At 63.7% G+C, this 25,490-nt stretch carries 25 protein-coding genes and 1 pseudogene; 11 read left to right on the top strand and 15 right to left on the bottom strand.

Translation table 11 applies throughout. The annotated features are described in order from the left end of the window. Positions 1-53 precede the first annotated feature (53 nt). From ROSMUC_RS05710 to ROSMUC_RS05695, 4 genes and pseudogenes are all read left to right on the top strand, one after another. Positions 54-933 (top strand): annotated as a pseudogene (locus ROSMUC_RS05710) (AAA family ATPase). Next, the gene (locus ROSMUC_RS05705; RefSeq protein WP_037270550.1) at positions 930-2,111 is read left to right on the top strand and encodes a vWA domain-containing protein; all 1,182 of its coding nucleotides are present in this window, start codon (positions 930-932) and stop codon (positions 2,109-2,111) included. Before ROSMUC_RS05710 ends, ROSMUC_RS05705 begins: the two are co-directional and overlap by 4 nt. Continuing rightward, on the top strand, positions 2,108-2,875 hold the full coding sequence (locus ROSMUC_RS05700; RefSeq protein ID WP_037270548.1) for an XdhC family protein: 768 nt from the start codon (positions 2,108-2,110) through the stop codon (positions 2,873-2,875). The genes ROSMUC_RS05705 and ROSMUC_RS05700 overlap by 4 nt, the downstream gene beginning before the upstream one ends. A gap of 26 nt (positions 2,876-2,901) precedes the next feature. Then, on the top strand, positions 2,902-3,351 hold the full coding sequence (locus ROSMUC_RS05695) for an SRPBCC family protein (protein WP_037270546.1): 450 nt from the start codon (positions 2,902-2,904) through the stop codon (positions 3,349-3,351). Here the strand turns inward: ROSMUC_RS05695 and ROSMUC_RS05690 are convergent. Then, entirely contained in the window at positions 3,348-3,770 is a 423-nt protein-coding gene (locus tag ROSMUC_RS05690) for a GlcG/HbpS family heme-binding protein (protein WP_037270544.1), read from the bottom strand. The two genes, ROSMUC_RS05695 and ROSMUC_RS05690, sit on opposite strands and share 4 nt — an antisense overlap. Positions 3,771-3,781: 11 nt before the next feature. Next, positions 3,782-5,908: a malate synthase G gene (locus tag ROSMUC_RS05685; RefSeq protein ID WP_037270542.1), complete on the bottom strand. Its 2,127-nt coding sequence runs from the start codon at positions 5,906-5,908 to the stop codon at positions 3,782-3,784. Between the two features lie 112 nt (positions 5,909-6,020). Here ROSMUC_RS05685 and ROSMUC_RS05680 point away from each other — a divergent pair, with 112 nt between their 5' ends. Further along, positions 6,021-6,800 carry an IclR family transcriptional regulator gene (locus ROSMUC_RS05680; protein ID WP_037270539.1) on the top strand — a complete coding sequence of 260 codons (780 nt, stop codon included), beginning with the start codon at positions 6,021-6,023 and terminating at the stop codon, positions 6,798-6,800. Positions 6,801-6,805: 5 nt separating this feature from the next. Here ROSMUC_RS05680 and xseA read toward each other — a convergent pair whose 3' ends face one another. Further along, complete coding sequence (xseA, locus tag ROSMUC_RS05675; protein ID WP_037270537.1) at positions 6,806-8,293, bottom strand: exodeoxyribonuclease VII large subunit; 1,488 nt, start codon at positions 8,291-8,293, stop codon at positions 6,806-6,808. A 79-nt stretch (positions 8,294-8,372) separates the two neighbouring features. Between xseA and purD the strand changes: the two genes are divergently transcribed. Both purD and ROSMUC_RS05665 read left to right on the top strand, forming a co-directional pair. After that, a complete protein-coding gene (purD, locus tag ROSMUC_RS05670) occupies positions 8,373-9,638 on the top strand; it encodes a phosphoribosylamine--glycine ligase (RefSeq protein ID WP_037270535.1) in 1,266 nt (421 codons plus the stop codon). After that, a complete protein-coding gene (locus tag ROSMUC_RS05665; protein WP_052115261.1) occupies positions 9,635-10,111 on the top strand; it encodes a GNAT family N-acetyltransferase in 477 nt (158 codons plus the stop codon). The genes purD and ROSMUC_RS05665 overlap by 4 nt, the downstream gene beginning before the upstream one ends. Positions 10,112-10,170: 59 nt before the next feature. Here the strand turns inward: ROSMUC_RS05665 and ROSMUC_RS05660 are convergent, their stop codons facing one another. From ROSMUC_RS05660 to ROSMUC_RS05640, 5 genes are all read right to left on the bottom strand, one after another. After that, on the bottom strand, positions 10,171-11,604 hold the full coding sequence (locus ROSMUC_RS05660) for a hypothetical protein (RefSeq protein WP_037270533.1): 1,434 nt from the start codon (positions 11,602-11,604) through the stop codon (positions 10,171-10,173). 141 nt (positions 11,605-11,745) lie between these two features. After that, complete coding sequence (locus tag ROSMUC_RS05655; protein ID WP_037270530.1) at positions 11,746-12,492, bottom strand: FG-GAP repeat domain-containing protein; 747 nt, start codon at positions 12,490-12,492, stop codon at positions 11,746-11,748. A 1-nt stretch (position 12,493) separates the two neighbouring features. After that, positions 12,494-12,817 carry a 2Fe-2S iron-sulfur cluster-binding protein gene (locus tag ROSMUC_RS05650; RefSeq protein WP_037270528.1) on the bottom strand — a complete coding sequence of 108 codons (324 nt, stop codon included), beginning with the start codon at positions 12,815-12,817 and terminating at the stop codon, positions 12,494-12,496. Positions 12,818-12,915: 98 nt separating this feature from the next. Continuing rightward, positions 12,916-13,983 carry a hypothetical protein gene (locus tag ROSMUC_RS05645; protein WP_245875123.1) on the bottom strand — a complete coding sequence of 356 codons (1,068 nt, stop codon included), beginning with the start codon at positions 13,981-13,983 and terminating at the stop codon, positions 12,916-12,918. A 106-nt stretch (positions 13,984-14,089) separates the two neighbouring features. Further along, positions 14,090-15,169 (bottom strand): hypothetical protein, encoded by a 1,080-nt coding sequence (locus ROSMUC_RS05640; RefSeq protein WP_052115260.1) that lies wholly within the window; start codon positions 15,167-15,169, stop codon positions 14,090-14,092. A 266-nt stretch (positions 15,170-15,435) separates the two neighbouring features. Between ROSMUC_RS05640 and ROSMUC_RS05635 the strand changes: the two genes are divergently transcribed. Next, positions 15,436-15,720: a hypothetical protein gene (locus tag ROSMUC_RS05635; protein ID WP_037270526.1), complete on the top strand. Its 285-nt coding sequence runs from the start codon at positions 15,436-15,438 to the stop codon at positions 15,718-15,720. Here ROSMUC_RS05635 and ROSMUC_RS05630 read toward each other — a convergent pair. The 3 genes from ROSMUC_RS05630 to ROSMUC_RS05620 all read right to left on the bottom strand — a co-directional run bounded on the left by ROSMUC_RS05630 (position 15,717) and on the right by ROSMUC_RS05620 (position 19,093). After that, positions 15,717-17,327 (bottom strand): thiamine pyrophosphate-binding protein, encoded by a 1,611-nt coding sequence (locus tag ROSMUC_RS05630; RefSeq protein WP_037270524.1) that lies wholly within the window; start codon positions 17,325-17,327, stop codon positions 15,717-15,719. The genes ROSMUC_RS05635 and ROSMUC_RS05630 overlap by 4 nt on opposite strands. Positions 17,328-17,353: 26 nt before the next feature. Continuing rightward, positions 17,354-18,802, bottom strand: coding sequence for a TrkH family potassium uptake protein (locus ROSMUC_RS05625; protein ID WP_037270522.1), 1,449 nt, complete (start codon positions 18,800-18,802; stop codon positions 17,354-17,356). 63 nt (positions 18,803-18,865) lie between these two features. Then, positions 18,866-19,093, bottom strand: coding sequence for a hypothetical protein (locus ROSMUC_RS05620; protein WP_037270520.1), 228 nt, complete (start codon positions 19,091-19,093; stop codon positions 18,866-18,868). A gap of 254 nt (positions 19,094-19,347) precedes the next feature. Between ROSMUC_RS05620 and ROSMUC_RS05615 the strand changes: the two genes are divergently transcribed. Both ROSMUC_RS05615 and ROSMUC_RS05610 read left to right on the top strand, forming a co-directional pair. Then, a complete protein-coding gene (locus tag ROSMUC_RS05615) occupies positions 19,348-19,935 on the top strand; it encodes a cytochrome P460 family protein (RefSeq protein WP_037270518.1) in 588 nt (195 codons plus the stop codon). 85 nt (positions 19,936-20,020) lie between these two features. Beyond that, positions 20,021-20,728: a CDP-alcohol phosphatidyltransferase family protein gene (locus ROSMUC_RS05610; protein WP_037270517.1), complete on the top strand. Its 708-nt coding sequence runs from the start codon at positions 20,021-20,023 to the stop codon at positions 20,726-20,728. A 121-nt stretch (positions 20,729-20,849) separates the two neighbouring features. Here the strand turns inward: ROSMUC_RS05610 and ROSMUC_RS05605 are convergent, their stop codons facing one another. The 4 genes from ROSMUC_RS05605 to ilvD all read right to left on the bottom strand — a co-directional run bounded on the left by ROSMUC_RS05605 (position 20,850) and on the right by ilvD (position 24,446). Next, positions 20,850-21,227 (bottom strand): hypothetical protein, encoded by a 378-nt coding sequence (locus tag ROSMUC_RS05605; protein ID WP_037270995.1) that lies wholly within the window; start codon positions 21,225-21,227, stop codon positions 20,850-20,852. A gap of 12 nt (positions 21,228-21,239) precedes the next feature. Beyond that, positions 21,240-21,998, bottom strand: coding sequence for a DUF6478 family protein (locus ROSMUC_RS05600; protein ID WP_008280485.1), 759 nt, complete (start codon positions 21,996-21,998; stop codon positions 21,240-21,242). Positions 21,999-22,105: 107 nt separating this feature from the next. After that, positions 22,106-22,708, bottom strand: coding sequence for a hypothetical protein (locus tag ROSMUC_RS05595; protein WP_245875122.1), 603 nt, complete (start codon positions 22,706-22,708; stop codon positions 22,106-22,108). Continuing rightward, entirely contained in the window at positions 22,689-24,446 is a 1,758-nt protein-coding gene (gene ilvD, locus ROSMUC_RS05590) for a dihydroxy-acid dehydratase (RefSeq protein ID WP_037270515.1), read from the bottom strand. Before ilvD ends, ROSMUC_RS05595 begins: the two co-directional genes overlap by 20 nt. A gap of 98 nt (positions 24,447-24,544) precedes the next feature. Between ilvD and ROSMUC_RS05585 the strand changes: the two genes are divergently transcribed. Next, positions 24,545-25,432 carry a CPBP family intramembrane glutamic endopeptidase gene (locus ROSMUC_RS05585; protein WP_037270514.1) on the top strand — a complete coding sequence of 296 codons (888 nt, stop codon included), beginning with the start codon at positions 24,545-24,547 and terminating at the stop codon, positions 25,430-25,432. Positions 25,433-25,490: the final 58 nt, after the last annotated feature.

The following is a 25,490-nucleotide window of genomic DNA, read 5'->3' as shown; positions in this document are numbered from 1 at the left end:
GCCAGCCCCCGGACCCCCGGAGTATTTGCACCAAGAAGAAACAGGATGACAGCATGGCAGACTGGCGCGATCTGCAACAGAGCATGGCGGATCATGGCTATATCGCGGGCGATGATCTGGTCATGGCCTTGCATATCGCGCTGTCGCTGGGGCGGCCTCTCCTGCTGGAAGGGGCGGCAGGCGTGGGCAAAACCGAGGTGGCGCGCGTGCTCGCGGCGCTCAAATCCACGCGCCTGATCCGGTTGCAATGCTACGAAGGGCTGGACGCAGCACAGGCGATCTATGAATGGAACTACCCCCGCCAACTCCTTGCCATCCGCGCCGCCGCCGAAGGGGGGCGAGACAGGGGCCGGCATCGAGGCACGGATATTCTCGGATGAATATCTGCTGGAGCGTCCCTTGTTGCAGGCCATCAGGCAGACGGAATCGCCGGTTCTGCTGATCGACGAGATCGACCGCGCGGACGAGGAATTCGAGGCCTATCTTCTTGAAATTCTGTCCGAGTTCCAGATCACCATTCCCGAGATGGGTACCGTCACCGCCACTGCGCGCCCCATGGTGATCCTCACGGCCAATGGCACCCGCGACCTCTCGGATGCGCTGCGCAGACGCTGCATTTATGCGCATGTCGACTACCCGGAACGCGCCGCAGAGCTTGCAATATTGCAAAGTCGCTGTCCCCAGATCGACCAACACCTCACCCGCCAGATCGTCAGCTTCGTGCAGACACTCCGCCGCGAGGATCTGGAGAAAACCCCCGGCATCGCCGAAACCCTCGATTTCGCCGCCGCCCTTGCTGGCCTCGGCATCAACGACCTGACCCATGATCCGGTGATCCTGCAAGCTGCCCTCGCCACCCTGCTCAAGACCCAAGTGGACCGCGCCCGCATCACCACCGAAGTGGCGCAGCGCCTCGCGGGACAAGCGGCATGAGTCGCGTCACCCGCTTTGCCGCCCGCGATCCGGGGCCATCGGCGCGCATCGCGGGTTTCATCGCCCATCTGCGCGCCAATGGCCTGCGTTTGGGGGTGGGCGAGACAGAAACAGCCCTCGCCGCGCTCACCCATGTCAACGCCGCCAACCCCGACGAGACCCGCCGCGCCCTCAAGTCGGTCTGCGCCAGCACCGCCGATGAGGTGACGCAGTTCGACGCGCTCTTTGACAGCTATTGGCTGAACGCCGGCCGCGTGCGCGAAAAATTTGCCCCGTCAGAGCGTGGCGGCAACGCCCACAGCCGCAGCAGCCGCGAAGCAAGCGGCGAAAACGCCGCCGCGCGCGGGCAAATTCACGCCCCCGACGATGGTGCAGGTGCCGCGCATGGCGAGGGCACCGGCACGCTCATCGCCAGCCGCACCGCCAGCCTCATGCATCACGACATGCGCAAACTGGTCAGCCCGCAGGACATTGCCGCCGCTGAATCCATCGCCCGCCACCTCGCGCACTCCCTCGCCTACCGCCGGTCGCGCCGTCGCCGCGCCGCGCGCCGGGGCGATCAAATCCACTTTCGCCGCCTGATCCGTGCCAGCCTCTCGACCGGGGGCGAGCCTCTGACACTCCCGCGCAAGAAACGCCCAGACCGGCAAATGCGGATCATCGCCCTTTGCGATGTCTCCGGCTCGATGACAATCTACGCGCGGGTGTTTCTCGCCTTTCTCACCGGCCTCATTCGCGCCGATGACGCCACCGACGCGTGGCTGTTCCACACCCGCCTTGTGCGCATTTCTGACGCGCTGCGTGACCCTGATCCGCTGCGCGCGCTCAACCGCCTGTCGCTCTTGGCCGATGGCTTTGGCGGCGGCTCGAAAATCGGTGCATCGCTTGCACAGTTCGCCCACGGCCCTGCGCGGCATTGCGTCAATTCGCGCTCGGTCGTTGTGATCCTTTCGGACGGCTACGACACCGACCCGCCCGCCGCCCTGACCGACGCCCTCGCGCGGCTGCGCAAACGGGGCGGTCGCATCATATGGCTCAACCCCTTGAAAGGTTGGAAGGATTACGCGCCGGTGACGGCCGCCATGGCCGCCGCCCTGCCGCATCTTGATCTCTTCGCCGCTGCCACGACGCTCGATGATCTGGCGGCGCTTGGCCCGCAGTTGGAGCGCCTGACATGATCCCTGACACGCTCAACACGGCTACCCACCGCTTGAACGCCGCCCGCACCCCCTATGCGATCGCCACCGTGATCCGCACCGTCGGGGCCACCGCCGCCAAGCCGGGCGCACGGGCGCTGATCCTCGCGGATGGCACCATCACCGAGGGCTGGATCGGCGGCGGATGCGTGCGGGGCGCGGTTGCCCGCGCCGCCCAGAGCGCCATCGCCGAGGGCACACCGCGCCTGATTTCCATTCAGCCCGACGAGGATCTGACCGCACAGGGTCTCAGCCCCGGTCAGCGCCATGAGGGGCGCGACATTGCCCGCAACGGCTGTCCCAGCAAGGGCGCGATGGAGATTTTCGTGGAACCTGTCCTGCCTCGCCCAGAACTGGTGATTCTCGGGGCCTCGCCCGTGGCCCTGGCGCTTGCCACCCTCGCCCAGCCCTTCGGCTTTGACATCACCACGCCGGATACCCTGCCCGATTCTGGCCCCCTGCCCGCCGCCAACCATGTGCGCATGGTGGTCATCGCCACCCAAGGCGTGGGCGATCTTGACGCCCTGCGCGCGGCGCTTGCCAGTGACGCAGATTACATCGGCTTTGTCGCCAGCCGCCGCAAGTTCGCCACCCTCGCCGCGCGGCTTGAGGCCACGCCTGAGGCGCTGGCGCGGGTTCACGCGCCTGCAGGCCTTGCGATCCATGCCGTGACGCCCGAGGAAATCGCGCTCTCGATCCTTGCGCAGATCGTCCAGCACCGCCGCCAGGGCCAGCGCCAGACCTGACATTCCCCAAGTATCAAGGAGACCCCATGGACCTCGCCGATGAAATCACGCTTCACGCGCCCAAATCCCGCGTCTACGCCGCGCTGAACGATCCCGAAATCCTGCGCCAGAGCATTCCGGGCTGTGAGGAGTTGATCAAACAGTCCGACACTGAACTTGAGGCGCGCGTCGTGCTCAAGATCGGGCCGGTCAAGGCGCGCTTTACTGGCACCGTCACGCTCGACACCACAGGCGCGCCGGATGCGTTTTCACTGACAGGTCAGGGCAATGGCGGCGCCGCAGGCCATGCCAAGGGCGGCGCGGATGTGACCTTGACCGAAGACAACGGCGTCACCACGCTGCGCTACACCGCCCGCGCCGAAATCGGCGGCAAGCTCGCGCAATTGGGCAGCCGCCTGATTCAGAGCACGGCAAAGAAACTCGCCGCGCAGTTCTTTGCAAATTTTCAGCAGGCCTTGGCCCCCGCCGAAGTTTAGAGTTCCGCCAGAAACGCCGCGATCCCGGCCTCTGCAACCTCGCGGTCCTGCATCGGTGTGCCCGAACTCACGCCGATGCCGCCCACAACCTCTCCGTCCACGACGACAGGCAGGCCACCGCCCACCACCATCAACCGCCCGCCAATGGCCGAGGCGATACCGTACACCGGCTTGCCGGGTTGGCTCACCTCGCCATATTCATGCGTCGCCTTTTTGGCTCCGGCGGCGGTAAAGGCCTTGTCGATGGCAATGGTAATCGACGTGACCTTGCCGCCATCCATCCGCTCGAATGCCACCAGATTGCCGCCCTCGTCGGTGATGGCGATGCACATCGGCACGCCGATTTCCGCCGCCTTGGCCCGCGCCCCGGCAAGGAGCGCCCCGGCATCCGCCAGATCAAGCCGCTTCACTGTCATCATGGCCCTGCCCCTTATGCCGCCTTGACCCCACGCCGCGCCGCATGCAGCAGCGGCTCGGTATAGCCCGAGGGCTGCTTGGCCCCCTCGAAAATCAGGTCCCGCGCCGCCTTGAACGCCGCCCCGTCGAAATCGGGCGCCATCGGGCGATAGGCCGGGTCATGCGCGTTCTGCGCATCCACCTTGGGGGCCATACGCCGCAACGAGGCGTCGATTTCCTCTGCCGTACAGATCCCATGGATAAGCCAATTTGCCAGATATTGCGACGAAATCCGCAGCGTTGCGCGATCCTCCATCAGGGCGACATCATTGATGTCCGGCACCTTGGAACAGCCAATGCCCTGATCGACCCAGCGCACCACATAGCCCAGGATCGACTGACAGGAATTGTCCAACTCGCGCCGCACCTCTTCGCCCGATAGGTTCCGCCCCACCATCAGCGGCGGCGTCAAGAGATCGGCCCGTGCCGCGCGATCCCGCCCTTTCAGCGCCTCTTGCAGTCCAGCCACATCCACCTGATGGTAATGCGTGGCATGCAGCGTCGCCGCGGTGGGCGACGGCACCCATGCGGTATTCGCCCCGGCCTTGGGATGCGCGATCTTGACCTCCAGCATATCGGCCATGGCATCGGGCTTGGCCCACATGCCCTTGCCGATCTGACCGCGCCCGGTCATACCCGCCGCAAGGCCCGCATCGACATTCCCGGCCTCATAGGCCGCGAGCCAGATCGCCTTTTGCATCTCGCCCTTGGGAATGACCGGCCCCGCCTGCATCGAGGTATGAATTTCATCCCCGGTGCGGTCCAGAAACCCGGTATTGATGAACACGCAGCGATCCTTGACCGCCTTGATACAAGCCATCAGGTTCGCCGAGGTCCGCCGCTCTTCGTCCATCACGCCCAGCTTGACCGTGTTGCGTGGCAGGCCCAGCACCTCTTCGATCCGCCCATAGAGCGTATCGACAAAGGCACATTCCTCGGGTCCGTGCAGCTTGGGGATCACCACATAGACAGATCCAGCCCGCGAATTGCCCTCAGGCCCGCGCGCCAGATCATGCATCGCCGCCGCCACGGTCACCGCCGCATCCAGCATCACCTCGGGTGTTTCCTTGCCATCGAGCAGCACCGCATCCGTGGTCATCAACAGACCAACATTGCGCACCAGCATCAGCGCACGACCGGGATGCACCACCTCGGCGCCCTGCGGATCAAGATAGGTCACATCCGGGTTCAGCCGCCGGGTCAAGAGCCGCCCGCCCTTCTCGAACCGCTCTTCCAGATCCCCGCGCATCAGACCCAGCCAGTTGCGGTAGACCACGCATTTGTCGTCGGCATCCACCGCCGCGACCGAATCCTCGCAATCCTGTATAGCGGTCAGCGCGCTCTCGATCCGCACGTCAGAAATCCCAGCCGGATCATCGCGACCAATGGCCGAGGCCCGGTCGATCACGATCTCGATCATCAGCCCGTTGACCCGCAACATCACATTACCGCCCGCCGTATGCCCGGCAAATTGCGCCGAATCGGCCAGCCCCGTCACCTGTCCTGCGACCGTGATGCGCAACTCGCCATCCACCTCCAAGGCATCCACATCCGCCCAAGAGCCAGCCGCCAAAGGGGCCACCTTGTCCATATGTGCCCGCGCCCATGCAATCACTTGCGCCCCGCGCGCCGCGTCATAGCCCGGCCCCGCTGCACGCCCTGCAATCGCATCCGTGCCATAGAGCGCATCATAGAGACTGCCCCAGCGCGCATTGGCCGCATTGAGCGCAAAGCGCGCATTCATCACCGGCACCACCAATTGCGGCCCCGCGACCTGCGCAATCTCGGCATCGACATTCTGCGTGCCCAGCTCGAATGTCTCGGGTTCCGGCACCAGATAGCCGATCTCGGTCAGAAACTCGCGATATGCCTCACCGTCGAATTGCTGGCCGCGCCGCGCCCGGTGCCAGCCGTCGATCTGCACCTGCAATTCCCGCCGCTTGGCCAAGAGGGCCGCGTTCTTGGGGGCCAGATCACGCAACAGCGCGGCATAGCCCGACCAGAACTGATCGGCGCTCAGCCCAAGCAGCACCTCATCCTCGATCAGACGGGCCAGCGGTGCGGCCACGCTCAGGCCGTGACGGTCAACATAGGTGGTCATGAGTATCGCTCCAGTATTTCAGGAAATCATCGGGGTTTGCAGCTACTTCAGTGCTGCGGCACTTGTAAGAACGGGAAAAATGTTTTCCATTGTATGGAAAGGTATACCGAACATGTCCGACCCCCAAACCCAAGGCGTCCAGTCTGTCGCCCGCGCCTTGCGCCTGCTGCACCTGCTCAGCCAGCAGGACGAAGGCGCGCGCGTCTCGGATCTGGCGCGGCTGGCCGGTCTTGCGGTCTCGACCACCCACCGGCTGCTGACCACGCTGGAATTGCAGCATTTCGCCCAGTTCGATTCGGAACGCGCGCTCTGGCATGTGGGGCGCGGCGCGTTTTCGGTGGGCACCGCCTTTGCCCGGCGGCATAATTTCGTGACCCCGGCGCTGCCGCTTTTGCGTCATCTGCGTGATGTCACGCGCGAAACCGCCAATCTCGGGATTCTCGACCAGGACGAGCTTGTGACCCTGTCACAGGTCGAAAGCCGCGAGATCATGCGCGCCATCTCGCCCCCCGGCGGGCGCGTGCCCGCCTTTTGCTCTGGCATGGGCAAGGCGATTCTCGCCACTTGGCCCGATGCCGATATTGCGGAATTCGTGGCGCGCACCGGCTTTCACCCGATGACCAAACGCTCACATCGCAGCCTGACCACCGCCATGGTGGACATCAAACGCATCCGTGCCCAGGGTTTTGCGCTGGATGATGAGGAACACGTGACCGGCCTGCGCTGCCTTGCCGCCGTGGTCTGGTCGCCGCAGGCCGAGGCGGTCTGCGCCATCTCGGTCTCGGGTCTGGCCGCCCGCCTGCCCGATTCCCGGCTCGAGACCGTCGGACGGCAAGTGGCCGAGGCGGCTGCGGACCTGACCCAGCGCATCGGCGGGCAGAAACCGGAATAAACCCGTCAAAAGAGCGTCCCTTGCCCCTCCGGCGGTCCCTTGGGCTTGGATTTCGGCGCCGGGGTCGCAGCCCCCGACAGCTCGAGCATCCCATCGGTAAATTCGATCGCCAGCGCTCCGGCCCCCGCGGCCGCCGCCCGCGTGGTCACAACCGCCCCATCGCCGCGCACCACCGCATAGCCACGCTTGAGCGTGGCCTTGTATCCCAGCGTCTCGCGAAGCCGGTCCAGCGCCGCCAGCTGATCCTGCCAGCCCTGCACCTGCCGTCCTGCCGCATCCGAAAATCGGATCGACAGCCGGTCCAATTCGCGCCGCTTCTGCGCAATATCCCGGTTCAGCGCATGCACATTGAGCCGCGCCGCCACCCCCTGTAACCGCCGCCGATCCCCCTCGACCGCGCGCCGCAAGAGCGCAGGCCGCAGCGCCCCCGCCGTTTCCGACAGATGCACCCGTCGCACCTGCACCGAACGGATGAGCGCCGCAGGCAGGCGCTCGCCCAGCGCATCCAGCCGTTGACACGGCCCATCGAGCAGCACCTCGGCCCGTGGCAAGGCCCGCGCCAGATCGCGCAACCGCTGCCCACGCAAACGCACCCCTTGGCTCAGCGCATGGCTCAGCCGCGCGCCCTGCCCCTCGACCCAGGCCAAAAGGTCCATGCGCACCGGCACCGCCAGTTCCGCCGCCGCCGTCGGTGTCGGTGCCCGCTTGTCCGAGGCGAAATCAATCAACGTTGTGTCGGTCTCATGGCCCACGGCGGAAATCAGCGGAATCGCACTCTCCGCCGCCGCACGCACCACGATTTCCTCGTTGAACCCCCACAGATCCTCGACCGACCCGCCCCCGCGCGCCACGATGATCAGATCGGGACGCGGCAGCGCGCCACCGGGCGTCATCGCATTGAACCCCCGGATCGCTCGCGCCACCTCGGACGCACATCTGTCCCCCTGCACGGCGACAGGCCAGATCAGCACCTTGCGCGGAAACCGGTCGCGCAGCCGGTGCAGAATATCGCGGATCACCGCGCCCGAGGGCGAGGTCACAACCCCGATAATCTCGGGCAGATAGGGCAGCGCCTGCTTGCGCTCAGGCGCAAACAGCCCCTCCGCCGCCAGCGCCGCCTTGCGCTTTTCCAGCATCGCCATCAGCGCGCCCATGCCCGCTGGCTTCATATCCTCGATGATGATCTGATAGCGCGACTGACCGGGGAATGTGGTCAGACGGCCCGTGGCCACCACCTCCATCCCCTCTTCGGGCTGCACCGCAAGGCGCGCCGCAACCCCTTTCCAGATGATCCCCGCCAGCACGGCACTATCATCCTTTAGATCCAGATAGATATGCCCCGACCGTGGCCGCGAGATGCGCCCCAATTCGCCGCGCACCCGCACATGCGAAAACTCGCCTTCGATCATCCGCTTGATCACCCCTGACAGATCCGAGACCGAAAATTCCGGAGCATTGCCGCCCTCTTGGGGATCGTCGATCAGATCGGACATGCGCGCGCCTCCTGCCTTGTGTCTGGCTGCCCGCCACCTTAGAACGCTCGCCAACCGAGGCCAAGCAGGAGTTGCCGCCATGAACATTCTCATCCTTGGATCGGGCGGGCGGGAACATGCGCTTGCCTGGGCGGTCCTGCAAAACCCCAAATGCGACCGGCTGATCGTGGCCCCCGGCAATGCGGGGATCGCGGAAATCGCCGAAGTTGCGGCGCTCGACATTCTCGACGGCGGGGCCATCGCTGGCTTTTGCGAGGCCGAGGCGATTGATTTCGTCATCATCGGCCCCGAGGCGCCCTTGGCCGCCGGTGTCGCCGACCGCCTGCGCGACGCCGGATTGCTGGTCTTTGGTCCCTCCGCCGCCGCCGCCCGGCTTGAGGCCTCGAAGAGCTTTACCAAATCCATCTGCGACGCCGCAGGCGCCCCCACCGCCGCCTACGCCCATTTCACCGATCTCGCCGCCGCCCGCAGCTATGTCGAAACCCAAGGCGCCCCCATCGTGGTCAAGGCCGACGGACTTGCGGCAGGCAAGGGCGTGATCGTCGCCATGACCGAGGAGGAGGCGCTTGCCGCCCTAGACGACATGTTCGGCGGCGAATTCGGCAGCGCCGGGGCCGAAGTGGTGATCGAGGAATTCATGGACGGCGAAGAGGCCAGCTTTTTCGTCCTTTGCGACGGCGAGACGGCCCTTCCCATCGGCACCGCCCAAGACCACAAACGCGTGGGCGAAGGCGACACCGGCCCCAATACCGGCGGCATGGGGGCCTATTCCCCCGCCCCGGTGATGACCGATGCCGTGACCCAACAGGCGCTCGATCAGATCGTCCGCCCCACCTTGGCGGAAATGGCACGGCGCGGCACGCCCTACCAAGGCGTGCTCTTTGTCGGGCTGATGATCAAGGACGGTGCACCGCGCCTTGTTGAATACAATTGCCGCTTTGGCGATCCCGAATGTCAGGTGCTGATGATGCGCTTGGGCGCGCAGGCGCTCGACCTGATGCTTGCCACCGCCGAGGGGCGGCTTGCCGATATCTCCGTCAACTGGGCCGAGGATCACGCCCTCACGGTGGTTCTGGCCGCACAGGGCTATCCCGACGATTACGAAAAAGGCAGCGTCATCAACGGGCTGGACACTTGCCCCGAGGACAGCTTTCACATGGTCTTTCACGCGGGCACCACACGCGCCCAAGGGCAGATCACCGCGACAGGCGGCCGCGTTCTGGCCGCCACAGCCCGTGGCACCACCCTGCAAGAGGCGGCCGACCGCGCCTATGCCATGGTCGATCGCATCGACTGGCCTCAGGGGTTTTGCCGCCGCGACATCGGCTGGCGCGCGCTGAAATGACCCTCGACACGGCCCCGGTCCGGGTGCAACCCGGCAGCGGGCAGGCCGAGGCGATCCTTGATCTCATCCGCCGCAGCTTTGCGCAGATGGAGGGCCGGATCGACCCGCCCTCCTCCATGCACCGCCTGACCGTGGAATCCGTCGACCAGCACTGCCGCAATGGCGAGGTCTGGACCATCGGCACGCCGCCCGTGGCCTGCGTTTTCCTGACGCCGAAATCCGGGTGTCTCTACTTGGGCAAACTCGCGGTCGATGCCGCATGGCGTGGACAAGGGCTTGCTGCGCGGCTGGTAGACCTTGCCACGGATCGCGCCCGCGCCCGTGGCCTCGACGCGGTGGAATTGCAGGTCCGTGTGGAATTGACGGAAAACCACCGGGCCTTTGCCAGAATGGGCTTTGTCAAAACCGGCGAAACCGCCCATCCCGGATATGACCGCCCCACCTCGATCACCATGCAGCGCATAGTGACCTAAACGGGCATTTTCTCGGGTGTCACCCCGAAACGAAATCCCACGTTTCCAGAGGTCACAGCCTAAGAAAGCGCCACACGGTTGATCACAATCTCTATATCATTGACCGTGTTCCGCTCATTCTCGGGATTGAACAAATCCTCAACAACTTCCCCTCTGAATAACCGAACGACTTCGACATTTGGTGCCAGGAATTGCGGAAGATCGAGCAGACCATTCCCTCCGGGCCCTGCGGGTCCATCTATCGACAAAAACGTAAAGGGCGCATCCGCCAGCTTCACCTCGGTCACCGTTGCCCCGTCAAGCTCTGCCGGACTAAACACGACATGCCGGAAGTGCGAGCTGATCCCATCCCCAGAGCCGCTTGTCCTTATAAAGAGTCTGCTATCGTGAACCTCGAATGTGCCCTCTATAGTCTCATCAATATTCAGCACGACACGGGTAATATCCGCGAGCGAATTTCCGTCCTGTCCGGACACGTCAAACGTCTGCGCCGAAAGGGTTGCCAAATCCGCGGACCGAAGGCTGAACACAAGATCGCTGCCATCGCGCAGAGGTTCGATTGGTGTCCCATTTTCCTCTCCCAAGTCATCGACAAAGCCGATCCGAATCTCGTCCGCCTGTGTCGCATCCAGCCCGTCAGCGAAATAGCGGTAAACCTCAGGAGGGAGTGCGGGATCGGCATGAGTGACAGTAATCGCCAGAACGGATGGCTCTTCCCCGGTGCCGGGGGTAATTGTCACGTCAAATCCGGTCATCTCCCCAAGAACCGAACCCTCGGCAATATCCCGAACGATCTCGATCCTGTCTTCGGCCGGATTGAAATCATGCAGCTGGGCAATTACGCCGCTCGGGCTCCTACTGGAAAAATACCGGATGAGATCATCGCCATCGCCTAAGGTCACATCAACACCGTCTTCGGACCTGTCCGAATAGACATCAACGGTGTCATTGCCCTCACCCGCGTCGATCACACCATCGCCCCCAACGAACGTCTCGATCAGATCATTGCCATCCCCCCCCAGTGCAACAGGCTGCACTCCCGGCAAGTCCTCGAACTCGGTGCCAAAAAACTGAATGAGGCTCTCACCTTCAAACAGTGAAATCGTATCGTCGCCCTCACCCCCGATACCCGTGCCGCCGGATACGTAGAGGCGATCATTGCCCGCCCCGGCGTCTACGGAATTGAAAACCGGCACCAATCCTGCGCCTGACGGATTTCGGGCGAACCCGCTGTCAATCGCGATCACATCGTCAAAAGGCGTGGCCACTTGATCGTCAGGACCGGATGAAATCGAGACGGTGCCGAATTGGCGCGGGCCATCTACGACCGGCTCTTCGTCCGGCTCTTCGGGGAGTGTTATGGGCGGCAACTCCTCTCCGACGTCATCCTCGTCGGGCGGCCCCTCATTGGACACGTTATCATCGTCATTTTGATCACTTAGGACAAGGGATGCCCCCAAAACGCCCATCGCCGCCAACAGCAAACCAAGCATACCGTCGCTCCTCACAAACCTTGCCTTGCACGAAGCGTAGGTCGGGACAAAAATGCAATCAATCTACCTATCGAATGGCTTCCCCTTGCGGCTTTCAAATTATGGTTGTGTGCTGCAAGCGCGCAACAGCTGCGCCCCCTGTCAACCGCAGGCCAGCGCCTGTGCGAACCCCGCAGGGCTGGCCGTGATCCCCAAGGGCCGCGCCGTCAGGTCAGCGCCGTCAAACGCCACCGCTACAACTTCGCGAAATCCTCCATCCGCGACGATGATTTCGGGACCTTGACCACAGTCGCGCACCCCGCCCCAGATCACCTCATCCCCGATCCGGTGATTGGTGACGCCCGTGAGACTGGCAATTTGCGTCAATCCCCCCGGTGCCCAACTCCAGACGCGCAGGGTCTTGCCCAGATGCGGCGTCTCGACATAGGCAATATCGGTAATCCCGTCGCCATTCAGATCGGCAATCGCGGCGGGTGCCAGCCAGCGAAACCTTGTGCCGATATGCGGGGTGGCCGCGGATTTCACCAACTGCCCGCGCCGCAGAGTGTAAATCGCCAGCTGCGCACCTTGCGTGGGGCTCGATTCCACCACCACGACATCGGTCTGACCATCGCCATCCGCATCCACCAGACGCGGGGCCATATCCTCGAACACATGGCTTGGTTCCGGCCCTTGCCGCAAGTCATGCCGGATTTCCACTCCAGAGGCATCGCGCACCGCCAGGACACGACGCTCTTGGATCTGCCCCATGATCCGGTGCGGATAGCTGTCGTCGGGGGCCTCAAAGCGCGCAGCGGCGATGTTGCCACCGCCGCTCGCGACCCAAGGTTCGGCCAGAACCGGTCCGGCAATCAGCAGCGCCCCGATGACCGCTGCCGCGCCGCGCATCTCAGATCTGTTTTTCCGGCATCTGCACGACCAGACCATCCAGCGCATCCGTCACCTTGAGCTGGCAGGTCAGGCGCGAGCGCGCCGGGTCCGGCTGATAGGCGAAATCAAGCATGTCCTCTTCCATGTCATCCTTGGCGGGCAGTTTCTCCACCCAGGTCGGATCGACATAGACGTGACAGGTGGAACAGGCGCAGGCCCCGCCGCAATCGGCCTCGATGCCGGGGATATTGTTGTCGCGCGCGCCTTCCATCACGGTCAGGCCATTGGCCACCTCGACCTCGTGCCGGGTGCCGTTATGCTCGATATAGGTGATTTTAGCCATGTCTGGGCTCACTCCGTTGCGTCGCTATCGCCCATCTACCTAATCGCGCCACTGCCCCGAGACCAGCCCAATTTGCGCACCCCCGGCAAAAGATTACCCTACGTCTTGCGCCAACGCGCGCCCAGCCAGCGCCGGACCCGCGCGCCATCGGGTTTGGTCTCGGGCAGGGCGCCCCGCATCTCTTGCGCCACATGCGTCGACAGGATCGCCTCTGCCCGCTCCGCCAGCGGCACCCATGCCTCGTCCGGGTCTTCCGGCGCGTCAAACAGTGCCTGCCCCCCAAGAAAATCCCGCGCCAGCGCCGCATTGGAGGCCGCACAGCGCGCCAGCAAATCGCGCCGCGCCTCGGGGCTCAGGATCTCTTGTGCGGCGCGGGTTTGCGCCCACTCTGGCCCCCGCGCCATGAACCGCGCCAAGAGCGGCGCAACATCCGGGGCCCGCATCCCCTGCGCCATCAGCGCCGCCTTGATGTGCCGCGCCGCCTCGATCATCGCCGCGGGCGGGCTCACATTCTGTTGCGCGATGCCGAGCGGCCCATCTGGCAGGGCCACGCCAATCACTTCCAGCAAACGGCTCACGGCAAAATCCTGCGGCTGCGAGGGGTTGAGCGGCACAATGCGCATCGCCGCGCGCCCCACCTGCGCCGCCCATGCCGACAAGAGCCGGTGATAATCCAGCGTCCCCCGCGACCACCGCCGCTCCAGCAGATCCTCAAAACTGCCAACCCAATCGCTGCGGCCCTTCACATGCTGCTTGAAATCGCTCTCGATCCACAGATCCTGCCGCTTGAGATAGACGACCACCCGTGGCTCATAGCCCATGCGCTCCACCGCATCGCGCAACGGCATGAACTTCTCGTCGCGCCACAGGTCAAACAGGACCTCGCTGCTCAACACCACATCGCGCCCCGTGCGCAGGAAATAGCCCAGATGCGCCTCCATCCGCGCGGCATCCTGCGCCATGCAGATGGCGGCCAGCTGCGCCGCATTGCCCTGATTGCGCGTGCGGTCCTCTGGATGACGCTCGTATATCTGCCCTTGGGCCGCCAGCCAGTCGGCCCGCGCCTCCAGAAAACTCTGGATCGTCGTGGTCGCACATTTCGGCATGCCGATATGAAAGGTTACTACGGGCATCACCGCGCCTGTGGTCTGAACGGGACGCGCCATGTCAGCCACATCCCCCAATGGCCCAGAGTCTATAACACGTCGAGATCAAAGCGATAGAGGGACAGCGCATGATACGCGCCCCTGCCACACCAAGGGGCAGACCATATCAGCGGTGGAGCAGGCTCTTCATCCGCGCCAACAACGACACTGCCCCCTCAGGCTGTCCGGATGCAGTCAGCGGGGCATCGCTCTGAACGGGCGACCTGTCATCTTGGCGCTCTTGCCTCAACGATTTCGCAATCACCCCCGCCAGAATAGCGGGCACCCGCTCCGTCGGGGGCACCCAATCCGCCATATCGTCCTGCGGCAGATCGTCAAAGGCGGGCTTTCCCCCCAGAAAGCTGCGCGAAAGCTCGGCATTCGAGGCGGCCAACTCGGACAAGAGCGCGCGCCGCGCCACCGGGCTGAGAAAGCCATCGCCGGGCACATCAAGGCTGACATCGCGCACGGACTCCAGAAACCGCTGGATCAAATTTCGAATATCATCAGGGGCCATTCCTGCGCCGATCAGTTGCAGCTTGATCTGGCGCGCCGCCTCGGTTGCACTTGCCGACGGGCTGACATTCTGTCGAGGCGCGGCGATCTCCGCCTCTGGACGGGGCAAACCAAGCAGCGACAAAAAACTGTCGATGGCATAGCCCTCATCCTGCGACAGGTTTAACGCCACTGCACTCATTCGCGCATGCCCAACCTGATTGGACCAATTCGTCAGGGTGAAATTATAGTCAAGCGTGCGCTTCGACTGCCGCATCGCAAGCAGTTGGGCAAAATCCCCCTGCCAGAGGTTGCCGTCCTTCACATGCTGTTTGTAATCGCTCTCGATCCACAAATCCTGCCGCTTGAGATAAACGATCACCCGCAGATCAAAGCCCCGGCGCAGCACCTCTTGCTGGATCGTCTCGAAGCCGTTTCCGCGCCCCAGAACGAACAGCATTTCACTGCTCAGAACGACATTGCCGTCACAGTTCAGGAAAAAGTCGAGATGGTCGAGCAGCTGCGCAGGGGTGCCGGTCATCGCATAGTCGGCCAACTGCGCAGCGTTTCCCTGCCTCTCGGTGGGATCATCCGGGTGCTTCTTGTAGGAAAACCCACGCTCTTCCAGCCAGGTCCCCTGCATTGTCAGAAAATCCTGGATCGTCGTGGTGGCGCATTTCGGCATGCCAACGTGAAACAGAACCGTCTTCATACGCACCCCAGATCCTGCATCGCTCCTCAATCCTACAACCACAGCCGCCAAGCGCACGCAAGCGCGTGTCGCACAGACACCGCGCAACGGACCGCGCCCGCGCGCCAAACGTGGCACGCGAAGCGGAACGCCCCTCAAGCCTTTGGTAAAATTCGAGAATAATCCTCGCGAAGAGCCGTGCTTTTGCCACGGTCCTGACGCCAACGCGCCCCTGCCGGGCGCTGGAATGACCGCCGGAACGCAACATTTGAACCGGAGTCCCGACCATGAAACCCATCCTCACGCTCATCACCGCGCTCACCCTTGGCCTCACCGGTGCAGCACAGGCCGATGTCTCGAAAAAGATCGGCCGTGCCAGCCAGATCAAGGTCGGCAAAAGCAGCGTCATGCCCCCTGCCAGCCATCAGGGCCAATGGTGGACCCACCCCTCGGGCTGCGAATATTCGCGCACCGGACGGCCCGGTGAAACGGTCTGGTATCTCATCATCAACACCGCCCGGCCCGGTTGTCCGGCCTATATTTCCGTCACCGGGCGCGGGGATGTCTACTAGGCCTGCCCCGACAAAACCGGCGTCATATGAATCAGCGTCGGGCGGTCCGCGCGCAGCGCCGCCTGCACCGCCGCTTGCAGCGCCGCCAAACTCTGCGGGGCCTCGGCATTGGCGCCGTAAGCCCGCGCCAGGGCGCCGAAATCGGGGTTATGCGCCTTGACCGCATTGGGCGCGATCTGCGCACGCACCATGCTATCCTCGATCTCTTTCAGCTTGGTATTGTCCCAGACCAGAATCGGCAGGGCCAGACCCTGCTCGACTGCCGTGCCCAGCTCCTGCACCGTATACTGAAACCCGTAATCGCCCGCGATGGCGACCGTGGGCTTGCCCCGCCGCGCCATCGCCCCGCCAATCGCCGCAGGCAGCGCATAACCCAGCGTACCAAAGCCGGTGGGATGGTGCCAATGACCGGGCCGCGCCATGGGCCAGGCCTCCTTGGCGACATAGGCGAATTGCGTCATGTCGGAATAGATCATCGTATCCTCGGGCAAGGCTGCGCGCAGGGCATCGCAAATGCCGGCGATCCCCGGCCGCTCGGCATCGCTCTCGGCCCGCCAACGTGCCCGCGCAGCCGTAATCTCCTCGGGTCGCCAGCCGCCCCGAGAGCCAATATCCTGCGCCAGAATCCCCCGCGCCAGCGCCCCGGCATCCGCCAGGATCCGGCGATCCCCAGCCACCGCACCGCCCAGAACATCCGGGTCCATATCCACCCGGATGAGCGGCGCACGATGCCCCAACTCTGCCCGCCACAGATCGTTCTGCGACAACTCGCTGCCCACGACCAGCACCAGATCGGCCTCGGCAATCACCGACGCGCTGTCCGGTCGCGCCAGATAGGCCCCGAAATCGAGCGGGGCCGCCGCCCCCATGATCCCGCGCCCGGCATAGGTGGTAAAGGTCGCCGCCCCCAGCCTCGTCGCAATCTCGCGCCACGCATCGGCGCTCTTCACGGCTCCGCCGCCCAGAATGATCAGCGGCTTGCGCGCCGCACATAGCGCCTCGGCCACCTCCGCCGCCACCTCAATCGCAATCTCCGGCTTATCCACCATGGGCACCGCCACAGGCGCCGCCTCGGCCATCCCCTCCAACGCCGCAATCGGCACCTGGATATGCCGGGGACGCCCGCGCCGCGTGGCAAACTCGACAAGCGCGCGGTCTATCAACCGATAGGCACTGGCGGCGTCGCGCGCCTCGGCGCTCCATTCCGTGACACATGCCGCCGCCGCCCGCTGGTCGCGCATCTGGTGCAGCTGCCCCTGCTGCGCCGCTGCCTCATCCAGACAGGATGACAGCACCAGCACCGGCACACTGTCCGACCACGCCTGCCCCAGCGGCGTCAGGATATTGCACAGCCCCGGCCCGGTGATCACATAGGCCACCCCGGGCCTCCCCGTGGCCCGCGCGTAACCATCGGCCATGAACCCGGCCCCCTGCTCATGCCGCGCCAGAACATGGGTGATGCCCGCCTCTTCGATGCCGCGATACATCTCTTGGTTATGCACGCCCGGAATACCAAAGATCACCTCGACCCCGCGCGATTTCAGCATATGGCTGATCTGCGCGCCCAAAGGGGCCTGCACGCGGAACTCGTCGGATGTCTTGGCCATGTCAGGCTCCTTTTCAGGTCAGGGTGTCACGGACGCCAGAACGACGGCAGGATAAGCACGATCACGGCCAGAATTTCCAACCGCCCCATCAGCATGGCAAGGATCATCAACGCCTTGGCCGCATCGGGAAACTCCAGCAGCGATCCGGTCGGCCCGACACTGGGACCAAAGGCCGGGCCGACGTTGAAAATCGCGGTCCAGGCCCCCGTCACCGATTCCATCAGCGTGAGCCCGGTCAACTCCAGCGCGACCGAGAAAAACCCCAGCGACAGGATATAGACGGTAAAGAGCAGCATCACCGATTGCAGCACCTCATCCTCGACCCGCCGCCCCTCATGGCGCAGGATCATCACGCTGGACGGGTTGAAAATGCGCCGCGCCTGCTGCCCCATGGCGCGCAACATCAGCTGGTAGCGGAAAATCTTGATCGAACAGCCCGTCGACCCGGTGCAGCCGCCAATCGCCCCCACCACGATCAGCACCACAAAGGGAAATGTCCCCCAGGCCGTCACATCGCCATCGCCGAATCCGGTGCCGGAAAAGATCGACACGATGTTGAACAGCCGCAAGCGCACGCTTTCTTCCGATAACTGGCCGTTCATTATGAAATCATAGCCAACCACCAAGGCGACGGAATAAAAAATCCACCGCAGGTAGGTGCGCACCTGCGTGTCGCGATAGAGCGGCAGGATATTACCCTGCACCCCCTGCATCATCCGCACAAAGGGAAGACTGGCCAGGATCATGAAAACCACGCAGGCATATTGCGGCCCGCCAGGAAAGGCCGCAAAGGAACTGTCCATGCTGGAAAACCCCCCCGTCGAGACCGTGGTCAGCGCATGCACCGTCGCATCAAACGCGCCCATGCCAAGAGCAAGAAAGGTAAGCGTGCAAATCGCGGTCAGCCCCAGATAGACGTTGAGCACCCCCTTCGAGATGTCGATGGTGCGCGGCAGCGCCTTGCCAAAGGTGTCGAACCCCTCGGCGCGAAAGAATTGCATCCCCCCCACCCGCATCTCGGGCAGGAACACCAGCGCCACGATCACGATCCCCAGACCGCCCAGCCATTGCAGGATGCCCCGCCACAGCAAGAGGCCCTTGGGCAAGGTATCCAGCCCGGCAATCACCGTCGCCCCTGTGGTGGTCACACCCGACATCGCCTCGAAAAAAGCGTCGATGAAATCCAGATCGGTTTCGCCCAGCATGAAGGGCAGCGCGCCAAACAGCGGCAGCGCCACCCAGACCAGCGTGGTCAGCAAAAACGCCTGCTGGATGGTCAGAGGTTGCCCCATCGAATTCTTGCACGACAGGGCCACCAATCCGCCCGCAATGCAGGTCACGATCATGCTCTCGGCAAAAACCGGCCAATGTTCGCGCCCCTCGGCGATATCCACCAAGAGCGGCAGCGCCATGGTCAGGCCCATGGCCATGACCATCAGGCCAACGAGATATCCCACGGGTCGCATATCGAACATGAGGCGCAGAGTTGGCCGCTGCCGCCGAGACTGTCAAGCTGGATCAATGCCCGCGTTCAGCACTCACTCCGGTAAAAGGTCCTCAAATACAAAGCTGGGAATATCGGCGCGCGTCAGCCCCATCGCCGCCAATTCAGACTCAGACAGGCTCTCGAGATGCGCCACGCTCGCCAGCCTAGGACGCGCCAAGAGATAGCCATTCATCCCGGCGGCACGCTCGGCCAGAAAAAGGTCCAGATCGTGCCGCCAATTGGCAGGCATGAAGCGGGTCGTCAGGTCGGTCTCGGCCATTTGGGTTCCCTTTCCCGGATCGAACAGGTCCCCTCCCTGAAGGTATCATAGCGCGAATCCGGTCGGAAATCGCCCATCACCGGACAGCTGCCGCAGAGTGTTGCCGCATTGCAGCAATCGCACAGCCCCGGCCCATCACAGCCCGCGATCCCTTCAACGCCTCACGCAATAGTTAAGTTCAATTACAGTGGATTCATGCAAATGTCCGCGTGGATGACCGCCGTGTCTCATCATTTAAAGGGAGAAAATTCAGAATGAACCGCCAGCTTTTCGCCGCCGCGACCCTGATGGCCAGCCTCAGCTTTGCGCAAACCGCCCATGCCGCCGAATGTGCCGTCGCGGTGGATGACCCCTTCGCGCTCGAGGCCGCCGCGATTGAGGAAATCTACGCCTGCATCAAGGACGAGATGGTCGCAGGCTACGCAAAAGAAGGCGATGCCGTCGCCAGCGCCTATCGTGACTGGACCGTGTCCTCGACCCGCCCCGCCGTGGCCGGTGCCCATGGCAACCGCCTGCTTTATACCTTCGCCAATGACATCGCCGCCGAGCAATACCTGAAATACGCGACCGAGGGCGTGAACATGCCCGTAGGATCCGTGCTGGCCAAGGAAAGCATCACCATCAGCGCCAAGAAAAAGGCCGCTGTGCCCGGCCCGCTCTTCATCATGACCAAGGGCGAACCGGGCAGCGCGCCCGAGACCGCCGATTGGGTCTATGGCGGCATTCAGCCCAACGGCAAGCCGATGAAATTCAAGCAAAGCTTCTGCCATGACTGCCACGTCGCATGGGAGGCACAGGATATGCTGGCCTATCCACTGGAAGAGGTGCGGCTCGCAAACTGAGCAGCTCGCCAGAAAATTCGCCCGGCTCCTCTCAGGGGCCGGGCTTTTGTTTGCAAATCCGTCATCTCTGCGTCATTAAACCCGAATGACCCTACAGATGCGCGCGCTCCTTGTTCACCTTTTTACTGCCACCGGTGCCGTCTTCGCGATGCTTGCGATGCTCGCGGCAGTCGATCACAAATGGGAACTGATGTTCCTCTGGCTGGTGGTGGCCTTTGCGGTGGACGGCATCGACGGGCCGCTCGCGCGCAAATACGATGTGCAGCAATATGCCCCCGAATTTGACGGCGTGCTGCTCGATCTGATCATCGACTATCTCACCTATGTGTTCATCCCGGCCTTTGCGCTCTTTAAATCCGATCTCTTGCCGGGCTGGACAGGCTGGCTCGCCATCATCGTGATCACCTTTGCAAGTGCGATGTATTTCGCCGACACACGGATGAAAACCAAGGACAATTCCTTTTCCGGCTTTCCCGGATGCTGGAACATGCTGGTGCTGGTGCTCTTCGCGCTCGCTCCGAATTTCTGGATCATCCTCGGATTGGTGGTGGTGCTCGCGGTGGCCATGTTCCTGCCGCTCAAATTCGTGCATCCCGTCCGCACCGAACGCTGGCGCTGGCTGACCCTGCCCATGGCCCTGGCGTGGACCTTCTTTGCCGGCTGGGCGGCCTGGGTGCATTTCGATCCGCAAAGCTGGGCGCATTGGGGGCTGGTGATCACCAGCGTCTACCTGCTCTTTGCAGGCGTCGTGCAACAGATGTTCCCGCGCAAGGGTGATCTCGACCGCCTCTAGAACGTGCGGCACCCCATAGAAACCACACCCGTCCCGGGCTTGACCCGGGACCACACCCAAGCAGCATAGAGGCCCCGGCTCGGGGGCCGGGACGCTGTGACCCCGATCAGATGCAACGACCCTACAGCGTATCCAGACAATGCCGCCGGAATGCCCGCTTGAGCAGGTCCAATTCCTCGCGCAAGAGCGCCATTTCGGCGCGAATGTCATAGCTCAGCACATCCCCCGCCAAGAGCGCGAAACTGTCCAGAACCTCGCCGCTCCGCCGATCCCGGATCACAAAGGTCTGTACCCCGTCCGCGATCTTTTCCAAGGGCACCGGCACCCGCACCACCCAGAGGTTTTCCTCCGGCTTCGCCGTCACCACGACCCCCGCCACCGGCTCTTGCTGATGCGTGACCTCGATCTCGGGCGCAGCCTCTGCCTCGCCCGCCCGTGTCAGCACACCCTCCCAGACCCCTTCAAAGAGCCGCGTCTTGGTCAATGTCCACTCGCTCATCACCGCACCCCCCTATAGCGCCGCGCGCGGGCGACGGCTAAACGTCACATCCCGCAACACAAGCTGGCTCATCTGCGGATTCTCGAAGATCAGGTCGATCCACGCCCGCTCCACCCGCTTTTCGTTCAGGTTGGAATAGGCCAGATCGAATTCGACCATGATTTCTTCGGCATTCAGCGGCAATTCCCGCACGATCTGTTCGGTATTCGGCCCGTGCTTGATGTTGAGCCGGGCAAAGATTTCCAGCGGCTTTTCCAATTCCACAATCGTATCCATCCGCAACAGATGCCGCTTGGTCAGCCCGTTCACCGCCTGCTGCGGAAAATCCAGCACCACCGACAGAAACGATCCGTCAAAGGCAAACACATCCATCCGCAACCCATAAGGCGCCAGATCCGCCTCGCGGCTGTTGCGCAACTGGCGCAAACACAGCTCCGAACGGGCGCAATCGTGAAACAGTGTCACCTCGCGCCCCAGCATAGACTTGGACCGGACCGAGGCCATGCCGGGCACCGGCAAGGGCTCGCGCCACAATTCAGGCCGCCAGGCCCAATCGGTGCCATGCGGCCGGGAAAACGAATTCGACCCGATCATCGGCAACGCCAGCCGGTTATCGGAAATCGAGATCACCTCGTTGAGCGAATACATCAGCTTGCGCGCCCGCGCCCGCGCGCGCCGCAACTCCGCCAAGCCCATCATCGGGGCATTGCGCGCAGTCTGACGCCATTTGCGCAGGCTGTGGCGATGCGTCAACACGTCCAGTAATTTCATGCAGAGCGCACCCTTGCCAATCTTCGCACGCGCGGCCGTGCCGCACTGCTACGTCCCAAATCCTTGCATAGCATTAATTCAAAAGAGGAAACAATCCATCCCAAAGATCAGGAGGATGGGCTTGCCGCCCGCATCGCCCGCGCCAGGGCTTGCACCAACGCCTGCCCCTCGGCCCCCGACACACCCTGCCCCTCGGGGCCGTAAACCGCCAGTCCCACCAGATGCCCGTTGATCACCAGTCCAGCACGCCAATGTACCGGATCGCCCCCCGGAAGCGCGGCATCGCCGCCCTGCATCACCTGCACCACGGCCAGACCGTCCTTTTCCTGCGCCACCCGCACCTCTGCCGGGGCCAGCGCCCGGGCCATGGCCTGAGCATCCGGTGCTTGCGCCGACGCCACGCGCGGCAGAACCGAAACAGTCATCACCGCCGGATCGGCATAGACGCCGCCCATCTGCCCCAGACTTAGACAACTGGCAATCAGCGCGAAACTGCCCGACACTCCACGCCGCACGCTGGCCGCATCCACGCAATAGCCACGCGGGCCCGTCACCACCACCGCACCCTCGTAAAACGCGACCGCCGTCATCGCCTGAGGCTTGCCCGCAGGCGCGGCAAGACAGCCCGCAAGGGCCATCATCCCCAGCCCAAGCAGGGTCCGGCGCGCTATCGCCCGGACCCCGCCCCGCTCAGAGGTCCATATAAACATGCCGCTCGAACGCCGCGCCGGGATGGGTGACAGCGCCCTTGTAGGTCTCGCCCACCAACTGCGCATATTTCCACAGCGCGCCGCTCGTGTAGATGGTCTCACGCGGCCCTTTCCACGCGTCCTTGCGCTTGGCCAATTCCTCGTCACTCAAGTCGACCGACAATACACCCTTGATCGCGTCGATCGTGATCATGTCGCCCGTGGCAATCAAGGCAATAGGCCCGCCATGCGCCGCCTCCGGCCCGACATGGCCCACACAGAACCCGCGTGTCGCCCCAGAGAAACGCCCGTCGGTGATCAACGCCACCTTCTTGCCCATGCCCTGACCGCTCAGCGCCGCCGTGGTCGACAGCATCTCGCGCATGCCGGGGCCGCCCGCCGGGCCCTCATTGCGGATGACGATCACCTCGCCCTCCTTGTAGGCGCGCGCCTTGACCGCCTCGAACGCATCCTCTTCGCATTCGAACACCCGCGCCGGGCCGGTAAAGACCTGATGCTCGGGCGCGATGCCCGCCACTTTCACGATCGCGCCGGTCGGGGCCAGATTGCCCTTGAGGCCGACAACGCCCCCCGTCTTGGTGATCGGCGTTTCAATCGGATAGATCACCTTACCATCGGCCTCGCGCTCGATCAGGTCCAGCTCCTCGCCGATGCTGCGCCCGCTGGCGGTGATGCAATCCTCATGGATCAGCCCCGCCTTGCGCAATTCCTTCATGACCACCGGAATGCCGCCAGCATCATAGAGGTCCTTGGCCACATAGGCCCCACCCGGTTTCAGATCGACGAAATAGGGCGTGTCGCGGAAGATGTCGCAGACATCCTCGAGAAAGAAATCAATCCCCGCCTCATGCGCAATCGCAGGCAGGTGCAGACCCGCATTGGTGCTGCCCCCGGTGCAGGCCACGACCCGCGCCGCATTCTGCAAACTCTTGAGCGTCACCACATCGCGCGCCCGGATGTTCTTTTCCAAGAGCTGCATCACCGCCCGGCCAGAGGCCTCGGCATATTGATCGCGGCTCTCATAAGGCGCGGGCATGCCTGAGGAATTCATCAACGCCAGACCAATCGCCTCGGACACACAGGCCATGGTGTTGGCGGTAAACTGCCCACCGCAGGCCCCCGCCGACGGGCAGGCCACCCGCTCCAGCATATCCAGCGCCTTATCGGACATCTCGGCATTCTGATGCCGCCCCACCGCCTCGAACATATCCTGCACAGTCAGATCGCGACTGCGGAAGTCCGCCGGGATTTCCTCGACCTGCGGCGCCTTGCCCGGCAGGATCGACCCGCCATAGATGAACACCGACGGCACGTTCAAGCGCACCATCGCCATCATCATCCCCGGCAGGGATTTGTCGCAGCCCGCCAGACCCACCAGCGCATCATAGCAATGCCCGCGCATGGTCAACTCCACCGTGTCGGCAATCGCCTCACGGCTCGCGAGGCTCGAGCGCATACCCTCATGCCCCATGGCGATCCCGTCCGTCACCGTGATCGTGGTGAACTCGCGTGGGCTGCCATGCGCCTCTTTCACGCCGCCCTTGACGGCCTGCGCCTGACGGTTGAGCGAGATATTGCAGGGGGCCGCCTCGTTCCAGCAGGTCGCCACACCCACGAGCGGTTGATGGATCTCTGTCTCGGTCATGCCCATGGCATAGTAATAGGACCGATGCGGCGCGCGCTCGGGCCCTTCGGTCACGTGACGGCTGGGCAGTTTGGCTTTGTCGAACTTGGTCATGAGAGGCCTCCCGGAATTAGCTGGAAATCGGTCTAGGCCAGCGGCGCGGCGGGGGCAAGCCGATTGCAACCCCTCTGCCCTGCCTATAGCTTGCGCGCATGAGATATGACGCCCATGAAATCCTCGTTGGTCCTGCCCGTGCCACGGCCCATCCGGGGCGGCTTGTGGCGGGCATCGCCCTTGGCGTGCCGGTCTTTGTGGCGCTCAGCTATGGCTATGCCGCCCTTCTGCCGCTGCTCTTCGGACCCGAGGCTTGGGCGCAAATCTCGCCGGGAATCGAAAGCGCCTCGAACCCGCAGGGCGTGCTGATCAACCTCTTCGTGTTCGGTCTGCTGATCGTGGCCTTGGGCCTCACCCTGCGCATCGTCCACCGGCGCGGCCTATCTAGCATCATCGGCCCCCATGCCCTAGCCTTGCGCCAGTTCACCCGCGCGATGGGGGTGATGCTGCTGCTTTACGGTGCTCTGCTCTTTCTGCCCATGCCCGAAGGGCTGGAACCGGTTGCCAACCTGCCCGCCTCGCAATGGCTGATGCTTCTGCCGCTCGCCCTGACGGGCCTCTTTCTTCAGGTCTTTGCCGAAGAACTGGTGTTTCGCGGCTATTTGCAAAGCCAGCTTGCCGCGCGTTTTGCATCGCCCCTTGTATGGATGGTGCTGCCCTCCGTCAGCTTTGCCATGCTGCACTACGATCCCATCAGCTTTGGCGCAAACGCCTGGGTCGTGGTCGCCTGGGCTGCGGCCTTCGGTCTGGCCGCCGCAGACCTCACCGCCCGTTCCGGCACCCTTGGCCCCGCCACGGCACTGCATTTCATCAACAATTTCAGCGCCATCATGATCGCCGCCCCGCGCGGGCAATTCGACGGGCTGGCGCTCTATGCCTATCCCTTCACCGTGGACAATGCCGACGCTCTCTGGGCCATGATGCCGCTCGACCTGCTGATCCTCATCTGCGGCTGGCTCGCCATTCGCCTCAGCTTGCGCCGCTGATTGCATTTCACCCGCGCCCCGCTTATGTGAGGGCGCAACGTTACCAGAGAGACCGGAC

This window comes from Roseovarius mucosus DSM 17069, from assembly GCF_000768555.3.
Classification (GTDB): Bacteria; Pseudomonadota; Alphaproteobacteria; order Rhodobacterales; family Rhodobacteraceae; genus Roseovarius; species Roseovarius mucosus.
This window is presented reverse-complemented; position numbering and strand designations above follow the sequence as displayed.

Coding starts and splice junctions, on each gene's coding strand:
- ROSMUC_RS05705 (WP_037270550.1), top strand. CDS start 930: ATGAGTCGCGTCACCCGCTTTGCCGCCCGCGATCCGGGGCCATCGGCG.
- ROSMUC_RS05700 (WP_037270548.1), top strand. CDS start 2,108: ATGATCCCTGACACGCTCAACACGGCTACCCACCGCTTGAACGCCGCC.
- ROSMUC_RS05695 (WP_037270546.1), top strand. CDS start 2,902: ATGGACCTCGCCGATGAAATCACGCTTCACGCGCCCAAATCCCGCGTC.
- ROSMUC_RS05690 (WP_037270544.1), bottom strand. CDS start 3,770: ATGATGACAGTGAAGCGGCTTGATCTGGCGGATGCCGGGGCGCTCCTT.
- ROSMUC_RS05685 (WP_037270542.1), bottom strand. CDS start 5,908: ATGACCACCTATGTTGACCGTCACGGCCTGAGCGTGGCCGCACCGCTG.
- ROSMUC_RS05680 (WP_037270539.1), top strand. CDS start 6,021: ATGTCCGACCCCCAAACCCAAGGCGTCCAGTCTGTCGCCCGCGCCTTG.
- xseA (WP_037270537.1), bottom strand. CDS start 8,293: ATGTCCGATCTGATCGACGATCCCCAAGAGGGCGGCAATGCTCCGGAA.
- purD (WP_037270535.1), top strand. CDS start 8,373: ATGAACATTCTCATCCTTGGATCGGGCGGGCGGGAACATGCGCTTGCC.
- ROSMUC_RS05665 (WP_052115261.1), top strand. CDS start 9,635: ATGACCCTCGACACGGCCCCGGTCCGGGTGCAACCCGGCAGCGGGCAG.
- ROSMUC_RS05660 (WP_037270533.1), bottom strand. CDS start 11,604: ATGCTTGGTTTGCTGTTGGCGGCGATGGGCGTTTTGGGGGCATCCCTT.
- ROSMUC_RS05655 (WP_037270530.1), bottom strand. CDS start 12,492: ATGCGCGGCGCGGCAGCGGTCATCGGGGCGCTGCTGATTGCCGGACCG.
- ROSMUC_RS05650 (WP_037270528.1), bottom strand. CDS start 12,817: ATGGCTAAAATCACCTATATCGAGCATAACGGCACCCGGCACGAGGTC.
- ROSMUC_RS05645 (WP_245875123.1), bottom strand. CDS start 13,983: ATGGCGCGTCCCGTTCAGACCACAGGCGCGGTGATGCCCGTAGTAACC.
- ROSMUC_RS05640 (WP_052115260.1), bottom strand. CDS start 15,169: ATGAAGACGGTTCTGTTTCACGTTGGCATGCCGAAATGCGCCACCACG.
- ROSMUC_RS05635 (WP_037270526.1), top strand. CDS start 15,436: ATGAAACCCATCCTCACGCTCATCACCGCGCTCACCCTTGGCCTCACC.
- ROSMUC_RS05630 (WP_037270524.1), bottom strand. CDS start 17,327: ATGGCCAAGACATCCGACGAGTTCCGCGTGCAGGCCCCTTTGGGCGCG.
- ROSMUC_RS05625 (WP_037270522.1), bottom strand. CDS start 18,802: ATGTTCGATATGCGACCCGTGGGATATCTCGTTGGCCTGATGGTCATG.
- ROSMUC_RS05620 (WP_037270520.1), bottom strand. CDS start 19,093: ATGGCCGAGACCGACCTGACGACCCGCTTCATGCCTGCCAATTGGCGG.
- ROSMUC_RS05615 (WP_037270518.1), top strand. CDS start 19,348: ATGAACCGCCAGCTTTTCGCCGCCGCGACCCTGATGGCCAGCCTCAGC.
- ROSMUC_RS05610 (WP_037270517.1), top strand. CDS start 20,021: ATGACCCTACAGATGCGCGCGCTCCTTGTTCACCTTTTTACTGCCACC.
- ROSMUC_RS05605 (WP_037270995.1), bottom strand. CDS start 21,227: ATGAGCGAGTGGACATTGACCAAGACGCGGCTCTTTGAAGGGGTCTGG.
- ROSMUC_RS05600 (WP_008280485.1), bottom strand. CDS start 21,998: ATGAAATTACTGGACGTGTTGACGCATCGCCACAGCCTGCGCAAATGG.
- ROSMUC_RS05595 (WP_245875122.1), bottom strand. CDS start 22,708: ATGTTTATATGGACCTCTGAGCGGGGCGGGGTCCGGGCGATAGCGCGC.
- ilvD (WP_037270515.1), bottom strand. CDS start 24,446: ATGACCAAGTTCGACAAAGCCAAACTGCCCAGCCGTCACGTGACCGAA.
- ROSMUC_RS05585 (WP_037270514.1), top strand. CDS start 24,545: ATGAGATATGACGCCCATGAAATCCTCGTTGGTCCTGCCCGTGCCACG.